Genomic DNA, 6928 nt, shown 5'->3' on the forward strand with positions numbered 1-6928 from the left:
CCGGCAAGGAGAGGCCATGACCACGCAGAACATCCACGTCCGCAAGGACGCGCTCGCGCGCGCCGAACTCGTCCATGTCGAACCGATGGAGCTTGCCGAAGGCGCAGTGCGGCTTGCGGTCGAGAGCTTTTCGGTCACTGCCAACAACGTGACCTATGCGGTCGTCGGCGACGGGTTCAAGTACTGGGATTTCTTCCCCGCGCCCGATCCCTACGGCATCGTGCCGATGTGGGGCCATGCGCGGGTCGAGGAGAGCAAGTGCCCCGACATCGCGGTGGGAGAGAGGGTCTATGGCTACCTGCCGATGGCGACCCATCTCAATGTCGTGCCAGGCAAGGTGAGCGCAGGCGGATTTTCCGACATGAGCGAGCATCGCCAGCCGATGAGCCCGGTCTACAACCAGTATTCCCGCCTCGCCGCCGACCCCGAACACGATCCCGAGCGCCAGGCGGAGCGGATGATCTTTGCACCCCTGTTTCGCACCGGCTTCCTGATCGCGGATTTCATGCGGCGCGAGGAATGGTTCGGCGCGGGGCAGGTGATCCTCACCAGCGCCTCGTCCAAGACCGCGATGGCGCTTGCCAGCGCGGCGAAGGCGACCTCGCCACAGGTGCGCCGCGTCGGTCTCACTTCCTCGGCCAATGTCGAATTCGTGCGGGCAAGCGGCCTTTACGACGAGGTCACGGCCTATGACGCTCTTGAGCAGATGGAAAAGCGCCCCAGCGTCGTGGTCGATTTCGCGGGCAATGCCTCGTTGCTCGCACGGGTTCACGCACATTTCGCCGAGTCGCTGGCCTATAGCTGCCTCGTCGGGGCGACGCACAAGGACGCGCGCAGCACCTTTGGATCGGGCGAGGAGATGGAGGGGCCGAAACCCCAGCTTTTCTTCGCGCCCGACCACATGATCGCCTTTGCCCGCGACCATGGGCGCGATGAGGCCTCGCGCCTTGTCGCCGAGGCGTGGCATCGCTTTCTGGGCGAAGTCGCGGGCACGGTCGCGATCGATCGGCGGCAGGGCCTTCCCGCCGCGCGCGAAGTGTGGCTCGAAATGGTGGAAGGCAGGATCGACCCGGCCCGGGGCATCGTGATCGAACCCCAGGCCCGCTAGCCCGTCATTCCGCGGCTTCGGCGAGCTCCACGCGCTGGGGTCCGCGCACGAGTCCGCCCGGCGCCGCGCCGGTCCATTTCCCGTCCTCGAACGTCACCTCGCCCGACTTTATCGTGTAGCAATAGCCTTGCGCCTTCTGCAGCAGGCGCCTGCCGCCCGCAGGCAGGTCGAAGGCGAGCCAAGGCTTGCCGAGTTTGAGGGCGTCCATGTCGATGATGTTGATGTCGGCAAGGTAGCCGGGTGCGATCAGCCCCCGATCCTCCAGGCCATAGAGTACTGCGGTGTCGCGGCACTGGCGCTTGATCGCGTGCTCGAGGCTGATCCGCTCACCCCGCCTGCGGCCCTTGACCCAGTGTTCGAGCATGAAGGTGGGCGAGGCCGCATCGCAGATCGTCCCGCAATGCGCGCCGCCATCGGAGAGCGAATTGACCGTGTCCCCGGACAATTGCAGCGGATGCAGGAAATCGAGATTGCCGTCGGCGTAATTGAGGATCGGCAGGTAAATGAAGCCGCGCCCGTCATCGCGGCAGAGCATGTCGTAGGCGTATTCCTGCGGGTCCATGTTCGCCTTCTGCGCGCGGGCGTTGACGCTCGCCTCGGGCCCCGGCTCGTAGTCGAAATCGGGGTCCATCTCGTATTGCAGCGCCCAACCCTGCGTCACGACCATCACGACGGGCAGGATGTCCTTGGGCGCGTCGGTGTAGTCGTTCGCCTCCGCCAGAAGCTGCGCCTTGAAGGCGGGGTCGAGCAGCTTCGCCTTTTGCTCGTGCCACGGCAGGTCCTTGATCGCCTGCCAGCTCGGCCGGTAGACGAAGGGGTGGACCGTGCCCTGCCATGCCATGATGATCCCGTTGCCGCGCAGGGCGATCTGGGCGACGATGTTCGCGCCGTTGTCATTCTCGGCCCGCATCGTTTCGATCTGCTCGTCGAGGTCGAGATCCTTGGCGATGGACTGGAGCGCGGCGAAGGTCACGGGAATGTCGGCCTCGCGGCTGAGCTTGCCCATCCACGAAAACTCGTTCCATTCGCGATTCAAGTCGCTCGCCATTTCGAAAACGGCATGGCCGCCCGCCGCCTTGGCGCGGCCCATCGCGCGGCCGATGGCGACCAGTTCCTCCTCGGTCGCGGTGGTGCCGGGGACGAGCTCGCCGTCGACCGATTTGTGCAGCACGGTGCGCGATGTAGAGAAGCCGAGCGCACCCGCGCGCACGCCTTCCTCGACGATCGCCGACATCTGCTCGATGTCTTCCTGCGTGGGGACCGCACCGGGCTTCTCGCGGTCGCCCAGGACATAGGCCCGCACCGCACCGTGCGGCACGTGGGTTCCGACATCAACCGTGCGGGGCAGCTTCTCCAGAGCGTCGAGATATTCGGGGAAGGTCTCCCAATCCCAGGTGATCCCTTCGGCAAGGGCCGTGCCGGGAATGTCCTCGACCCCTTCCATCAGGCTGATCAGCCATTCATGGCGGTCGGGCTTGGCAGGGGCGAAGCCGACCCCGCAATTGCCCATCACCACCGTGGTGACCCCGTGCCAGCTTGACGGGGCCATTTCCTGGTCCCAGGTCGCCTGCCCGTCATAATGGGTGTGGATGTCGACGAAGCCGGGGGCGACGACCTTGCCCGCCGCATCGATCTCGCGCGTGGCCGAACCCTCGATCGTGCCCACGGCGGCGATCAGCCCGTCCTTCACCGCGACATCGCCGGTAAAGCTTTCCGCACCGCTGCCGTCGACGATTGTCCCTCTACGAATGATCAGATCGTATTGCGCCATTGTCTCTCTCCCTTATGGGCTGAAATGATGTCGCAAAGCGCGCCTGCCTACAAGGGGGAGATCGCGCACGGCACTTTGGTTGATGAAAGCCATGCCCCCTCAAGGAGGACGAAGATGATTGCGAGGCTTGTCGCGGCGGCGGCGCTTGTAGGACTTGCCGGAACGGCCCAGGGCGAATCCAACACACATGGCGGGTGGCGGATAGCGCCCGGAACTTCGCTTTCGGCAATGCTCGACTGCCTCGAGGCGGAAGGCCGCACGCTGGTTTCCGCCCATCGCGGGGGGCCCTCGCCGGGCCTGCCGGAAAACGCCATCGCGACGATGGACGCGGTGCTGACGGCGATCCCGGCGGTGATGGAAGTCGATGTCGCACAAAGCGCGGACGGCGTGCTGTTCCTGCTGCATGACGACACGCTCGATCGCACGACGACGGGCGAGGGGCGGGCGGCGGACAGGGACTGGGCGGAGCTTGCCGCGCTCCGCCTCACCGACAATGCGGGCTGGGTCACGCCCTATCGCATCCCGACGCTGGCCGAGGCGCTCGACTGGGCGAAGGGCCGCACCGTGCTCCAGCTCGATTTCAAGCGGTCGGCCAGCTACGAGGCCGTGATCGACATGGTCCGGGACAAGGGCATGGAAGGCAGCGTCATCCTCATCGCCTATTCGGTCGCCTCGGCCAAGAAGCTCCACGATCTTGCCCCGCAAGCGATGATCTCGCTCTCGGTCGAAAGCCCCGACGCTCTCGCCGAAGCGGTCGCGGCGGGTATCCCGGCGGAGCGCATCATTGCCTTTACCGGAACCCGGCTCGCCCGGCCCGATCTTTATGCCGCACTGGACGAGGCCGATGTCGAGGTGATCTTCGGCACGCTCGGCCGCTCGCCGACTTCGATCGACAACGTGATCGACCGCTTCGGCACGGATGAACGCTATGCCGAGCTGTCGCGCGGCGGCGTCGACATGCTCGCCACCGATCGCCCGCGCGCAGCCGCAGCGGCGCTGGCGGAGGCGGAGCGGCTGCCCGAAACGGGCATGTGCGGCATCGGGCGCGAGCGGACACCGGGCAATAAATAGCGTCGAAAGCGCACCTCGCTGCCCCTTTTGCATGCGGATCATGCGCTTTTGTTGAAAAATCATTGCCCGACTTTCGATAAAGTCGGATTTCGACAAGCCTTCGCGACTTGCCAGATGCTATTCCTCCCGGCGGCCATCGGGGCTTTGACGCGGGGGGGGTAGGCCGAAGACTGGATCCACGCATGACAGCATGGCGCACGCACATTTCGTGTGGCGGGACGCGGCCGTCCCCCTTTCAACAATCGTGAAAGGGGAAATGACATGAAGACCACACTTTTGCTTTCGACCGCGCTGACTTTCGGGGCGGCGGCGATGCTTGCGCCGTTCGAGGCGGCGCGCGCCGATGCGACGCCGGAATGCAACGAGAATCCGACCGGCGGGACCACCTCGCTCGAATGCGGGCGCAACGCGACGGCTTCGGGCACGGCCGGGGCGACGGCCGTTGGGGCCAATTCCGACGCGTCCGGATCCGAGAGCACCGCTCTCGGCGAAGCGTCCGAAGCCTCGGGATTCCAGTCGACCGCAGTGGGCGAGCAGGCGACCGCGTCGGACGCCGATGCGACCGCGATCGGCAATGACGCCGAAGCGACGGGCAGCGATTCGACCGCGCTGGGGGCCGACAGCTCGGCCACAGGGATTCAGGCGACGGCTGTGGGGGTCAATTCCTCTGCGACGGCCGAGCACGCGGTTGCGGTCGGTCATCTGGCCAACGCCACTTTCACCGACTCCGTCGCGATCGGGGAGCGAAGCACTGCCGCCGGCTTCGGCGCGGTCGGCGTGGGCCAAGGGGCACAAGCGACCGACAACGAGGCCATCGCCATAGGCATCGAGAGCGGTGCAACCGACATCGGCTCGATCGCGATCGGCGGGGACAGTTTCGACGGCGATACTCTGGGCGCGCAGGCGACCGGTTTTCAGGGGATCGCGATCGGGGCCGATGCCTCGGCCTCAGGTAACAATACCACAGCCATCGGCGAGCAGTCGCAGGCGAGTTCGGCGGGAGCAGTCGCACTTGGTAGCCAAGCCTCGGGGACCGGTGCGCAAAGCGTCGCGCTGGGCGCGGATTCGGAGGCGAGTGCGGAAGGCGCGATTGCCTTGGGGGATCGCGCGGTTGCCGATTTCGCGGATTCCGTGGCTGTCGGCCAAAGGGCCGATGTCGGCGGGATTGGTGCAGTCGCGCTTGGTGTCGATGCCAGTGCCGAAGCCGACAACGCGCTTTCGTTCGGTACCTTCTCCAACGCATCGGGTATTCAAGCGGTCGCGATCGGACGTAGCTCCGAGGCGAGCGGCGGCGGGTCGATCGCGATCGGTGCGGACGGCTCCAGCCCCTCCAGGAATGGGGCCACCGCGTCCGGTGCCTCTGCGATAGCAATCGGTGAGGATGCCGGGGCGATCGGCGACAACTCGATAGCGATGGGGGACGAAAGCGAGGCCGCGGGCGCAACCGGTATCGCGATAGGTGCAAGCACCTCGGCCGGCTTCGAGGCCGCCGTCGCGCTGGGTGACCGGGCAACAGCGGCCGGCCTTGCGGCGATTGCCCAGGGACAGAATTCGCTGGCCAGCGCGGCTGGCGCCATCGCCATCGGCGGCGACACGGACGACTCCGGTATCGATGGTGCACAGGCAACAGGGGTGGAATCCACCGCCATCGGGGCCGACGCCGCCGCCTCCGGGGAAAGAACCACCGCCCTTGGAACGGGCACCCTCGCATCGGGCTTCGAATCGCTGGCCTTGGGTTTTGATTCTCAGTCCAACACTACTCAAACGATTGCGATCGGGAGCGAGGCGATCTCTTCCGGAGCGAGGGCGACGGCTCTGGGTCGGTCTGCGCAGTCGTCCGGTATCGAGGCGATCGCGATCGGCAACAGGGCCGAAGCGACCGACGGGGCATCGATCGCCATCGGCAGCTTATCTGACGCCGGCGGCCAGACATCCATCGCCTTTGGCAACGGTGCGCAGAGCAACGCTGAAGATGCAATGGCGTTGGGGGATCGGGCCGTCGCCGATGCCGAAGGTGCCATTGCCATAGGCGGCGACGGGGCGGATGCGGGCCTCGTCGGCGCACAGGCGACCGCGCTTCGCAGCACCGCGATCGGATCGGACAGCGTCGCCAACGGGCTGAACGCGACTGCCGTGGGGGCGCTTTCCACCTCGGGCTTCTCGGGTTCGGCATTCGGGGCCGGCGCCACGGCATCGGGCGCGCAGGCGACGGCGGTCGGGGGCTCCGCGCTTGCCATCGGCGAGGAATCGCTGGCTCTCGGATTCGGGGCCGGCGCGTCGAACCGGTTCGCAACGGCGCTCGGCAACCGCTCGCAGGCGACCGCCGACGGCGCCGTCGCGATCGGGGGCGACGGGGCCGACGGCGACAGCAACGGGGCCGAGGCATCGGGCGACGGGTCGATTGCCATCGGGACCGACGCCGCCGCCTCGCAAGTCTCCTCGGTCGCGCTGGGAGCCAATTCGAGCGCCACGGGCGTAAACGGATCGACCGCCGTCGGCGCGGGCGCCGCAGCGGGCGGAGAGCGCAGCACCGCGCTCGGCTTCGGATCGCAGGCTTCGGGCCTTCAGTCCACCGCGCTCGGCAACGGGTCCTCGGCCACGTTCGCGGCTTCGACCGCCGTCGGTTTCCAGGCGCAGGGCGGCGGCGCAGCGGCGACGTCGCTGGGCACCTTCGCGAACGCCGGGGCCGACCAGACCGTCGCCATCGGAGTCAACACCGATGCGACAGTCGCCGGCGCGATCGCCATCGGCGGCGATGCGGGAGATGCCGACACCCTCGGCGCGCAGGCGACCGGCGCGAACGCGCTCGCCCTCGGCGTGGACACGCAGGCGAGCGAAGAGGGCGCCTCGGCGGTCGGGCAGGATGCGGCGGCTCTGGCGCGCAACGGCTCGGCCTTCGGCAACGGGGCGCAGGTCACCGAGACCGGGGTCAGCGGCACGGCGGCGGGCTTCCTCGCGCGGGCCGAGGGGACGGCGTC

At 67.3% G+C, this 6928-nt stretch carries 4 protein-coding genes; 3 read left to right on the plus strand and 1 reads right to left on the minus strand.

Annotated features, from left to right (window positions below):
• The first annotated feature begins 16 nt into the window (after positions 1 to 16).
• On the plus strand, positions 17 to 1108 hold the full coding sequence (locus tag RIB52_RS08165) for a DUF2855 family protein (protein ID WP_350174759.1): 1092 nt from the start codon (positions 17 to 19) through the stop codon (positions 1106 to 1108).
• Between the two features lie 4 nt (positions 1109 to 1112).
• On the opposite strand, the gene RIB52_RS08170 is transcribed toward RIB52_RS08165, so the two are convergent.
• Positions 1113 to 2879, minus strand: coding sequence for an N-acyl-D-amino-acid deacylase family protein (locus tag RIB52_RS08170; protein WP_350174761.1), 1767 nt, complete (start codon positions 2877 to 2879; stop codon positions 1113 to 1115).
• Between the two features lie 114 nt (positions 2880 to 2993).
• On the opposite strand from RIB52_RS08170, the gene RIB52_RS08175 reads away from it, so the two are divergent.
• Positions 2994 to 3950 carry a glycerophosphodiester phosphodiesterase family protein gene (locus RIB52_RS08175; RefSeq protein WP_350174763.1) on the plus strand — a complete coding sequence of 319 codons (957 nt, stop codon included), beginning with the start codon at positions 2994 to 2996 and terminating at the stop codon, positions 3948 to 3950.
• 525 nt (positions 3951 to 4475) lie between these two features.
• Positions 4476 to 6928, plus strand: a 2453-nt coding sequence (locus RIB52_RS08180) for a hypothetical protein (protein WP_502879494.1), incomplete at its 3' end; no start/stop codon positions are given.

The sequence above is a fragment of the Erythrobacter sp. genome (assembly GCF_040217515.1).
In the GTDB taxonomy this organism is placed as follows: domain Bacteria; phylum Pseudomonadota; class Alphaproteobacteria; order Sphingomonadales; family Sphingomonadaceae; genus Erythrobacter.

What these genes read in the sequence shown, in the direction of transcription:
- RIB52_RS08175 (WP_350174763.1), top strand. Translation starts at nt 2,994, where the DNA reads ATGATTGCGAGGCTTGTCGCGGCGGCGGCGCTTGTAGGACTTGCCGGA.
- RIB52_RS08170 (WP_350174761.1), bottom strand. Translation starts at nt 2,879, where the DNA reads ATGGCGCAATACGATCTGATCATTCGTAGAGGGACAATCGTCGACGGC.
- RIB52_RS08165 (WP_350174759.1), top strand. Translation starts at nt 17, where the DNA reads ATGACCACGCAGAACATCCACGTCCGCAAGGACGCGCTCGCGCGCGCC.